The sequence below is a fragment of the Sphingomonas bacterium genome (assembly GCF_028289855.1).
Lineage (GTDB): Bacteria > Pseudomonadota > Alphaproteobacteria > Sphingomonadales > Sphingomonadaceae > Sphingomonas.
The window spans coordinates 1-2,601 of record NZ_JAQGKZ010000146.1; the positions used below are offsets into that span (position 1 = coordinate 1).

Consider the following 2,601-nt stretch of genomic DNA (forward strand, 5'->3'; position numbering starts at 1 on the left):
CGCCGTTCTGGGCAGACCTGCTCGTCACCGGTCTCGTCGTCGGTGCCGGCACCAAGCCGCTCCACGACCTGGTGGCCAACCTGCAGAAGACGAAGGACACCAAGGCCGCCGGGACCACGTGACCACACCCGCCGGGTGACCCGCAACGGATAGTCCTCGCGGTGGAGCGGATCGTGGTCCTTCGGCGGCCTGGACGGGGTGGGCCCGCTGACCGGCCGGTCGTGGTCGAACGCCGAACGACACGCGAGGCAACCGAGATCGCGGCCGGAGGGCCGGCCGCCGCTGCCCGGCCGCGCACAGGCCCGACATGTGTGGGCGGACCATGCGCAGCGGGCGGCAGCCGGACCGCTCGCTAGGTTGACGGTATCCACGGTCCTCACCGGTGCGGACACACGACTGGACCCGCACCTGGAGGAGGGGTTCTTGATGTCGATTCCCCGGCTACTCGCCGTTGTGCTGGTATTGGTCGTCCCGATGGCGTCACCGGCCGCCGCTGCCGAACCTTCGCCCGGTCTGGACGCACGAGCTACCGAGGCGAGTGCACCGCCGCCGCCGCCGCGCCGGCTCGCGACGGAGACCTTCGGCGGCGGGCAGCGGTTGGTAGCCGGAAGGGTGACGGCGTCGATGCCCCCGCCCCTGCTCGGCAGCAAGATGTTGCTCGTCGTGACGCTCAGGTGTGGCACGGAGGGAATCCGCGACAACCAGAACGTGGGCCGCGGCACCACCGTGACGCTGACGCCGCGGTTGCTGGTGCCGGATGCGCGGACGTGCACCCTCTGGGCGCAGTCGGTCGATCTGGGGGGGTCTCCCGATCAGGAGCTCGTCGTGACCGGCGTGCTCCGGGCCAGTCCCGAGGTGGCCGGTGCGCGCGGGTACCGGCCGGGGGACCCGCCCGTGCGCATCGCCGCCGGGCAGGCCGTCGAGGTCGCCCCGGTCACGTGGGCCGTGCCGGACGGAGCCCCGGTGCTGGCCGTCTTCGGGGACGTCAAGACCACCACCTGCACCATCGTCGGCGGAAGCAGGGAGAACGGCTCGCCGTACCTGTGTGAGGGCCACGTGGATCCGACCGGCTCATACATCCGCGTCAGCGTGGTGGTGGAGTATCCGGGGAGCTCGTGCCCGGTCATGCCGCTGTCGACCCAGAACGTCTTCGTGGATCCCCTGCGCCACCACGTCATGACGTACCAGGAGGCACTACACCCTCTCCTGCGGACCTGCGGGTCCACCGTGCGGGTGACCGTGGTCGTGCAGGTCCTGTTCGGCTCCGACCTCGTCGTCCACGCTCAGGGCACCACGACTGCGGTGATCTCCAGAGGTCCGCTGCGGCTCACCTGACGACCGTCACCACGCTGTCGGCGCCGTGCAGTGCAGTGCGCGTCGACCCGACGAGGTACGGATGGGCCTACGGTGTCGGACATGGCCACGTGGGAGGACGTACGCCGGATAGCGCTCGCGCTGCCCGAGACACACGAGCGGCCCTCGCGGGACGGTGTGCCCCAATGGCGGGTGAGGGACACACTGTTCGTGTGGGAACGGCCACTGCGGCGGGCGGACCTCCATGCGCTCGGTGACGCGGCTCCCGACGGGCCGATCCTGGCGGCACGGGTGCCGGACGTCGGAGTCAAGGAGGCGCTGCTGGACGAGGACGCGGGCGTGTACTTCACCACGCCGCACTTCGACGGGTATCCGGCGATCCTCGTCCGACTGGACAGGATCTCGACGCCGGACCTCGAGGAACTGGTGGCCGAGGCATGGCTCCACCGGGCTCCGAAGCGACTGGCGACGGCGTACCTCGACGGACGCGCGCGATGAGCGGGTACGTCCGCGGCGCCGGAGAGGGCGATGCCGTCGACCGGCGGGGTGCTGGCGTCGTCCTCGAGGCCTCCGGCGGACGGCTCCACGACGTTGCCACCAGGCCGCGGAACGGATCGGCGACCGGCCGGCCCGCGTGGTCCTCGTCGACGCCGACGTTCCGCCGATGGTGAGCCGTTCGCGTCGGGCCGGACGGACGGCCGGGCGATGGTGGAGGCCTCGACCGCGGAGAACGGGGGTTTCTGGGTCCCGCTCACCGCGCCCGACGACGACGGCCAGGGGCTCACCGGCGAGCAGATCGCCCGGATCGTGGGCGGCTCGACGCCGCACCGGGCCCGACGCTGACCGAGCCGGCCGTGCTGGCGCCCGCTCGGCGCCGGGGTTTCCACCGCCGCACCGATGGGTTCCCGACGTCCCCGCCGTCTCGATCCTCACCGGGGCACGGACAAGGAAGGCAAGCTCTTCGGCGGGGGATGGACCGGACCCCAGTTCGTCCTGACCCACCGTGCCCCGGACACCCCGGTGCCGGGGGTGACCTTCGTCGGCGACCTCGACAGCGGCGTGGCCGCGGCCAAGGCCGCCGCGGGCGACAAGTACGTCGACATCCTCGGCGCCAGCACCGCTCGGCAGTGCCTCGACGCAGGGGTGCTCGACGAGATCCTCGTGTTCATCGCGCCCGTCCTGCTCGGCGACGGCGTCCGGCTGTTCGACCGTCCGGGCGGGACCGACGTCAGGCTCGAACGCCTGAGCCTGAGCCAGGCGCCCCGGGCGACGAACCTCTGGATGCGC

3 protein-coding genes are annotated in these 2,601 nt (G+C 72.0%); all 3 read left to right on the plus strand.

The window, feature by feature from the left end; all coding sequences use genetic code 11:
• Positions 1-423: 423 nt before the first annotated feature.
• Entirely contained in the window at positions 424-1,335 is a 912-nt protein-coding gene (locus tag JWM94_RS16075) for a hypothetical protein (RefSeq protein ID WP_299429262.1), read from the plus strand.
• A gap of 81 nt (positions 1,336-1,416) precedes the next feature.
• A complete protein-coding gene (locus JWM94_RS16080) occupies positions 1,417-1,812 on the plus strand; it encodes an MmcQ/YjbR family DNA-binding protein (RefSeq protein WP_299429264.1) in 396 nt (131 codons plus the stop codon).
• A 531-nt stretch (positions 1,813-2,343) separates the two neighbouring features.
• The coding region (locus tag JWM94_RS16085; protein ID WP_367185904.1) for a dihydrofolate reductase family protein at positions 2,344-2,601 on the plus strand (258 nt) is incomplete at its 3' end.

Excerpts from the sequence above, each read along its gene's own strand:
- JWM94_RS16080 (WP_299429264.1), top strand. The coding sequence starts at position 1,417 with ATGGCCACGTGGGAGGACGTACGCCGGATAGCGCTCGCGCTGCCCGAG.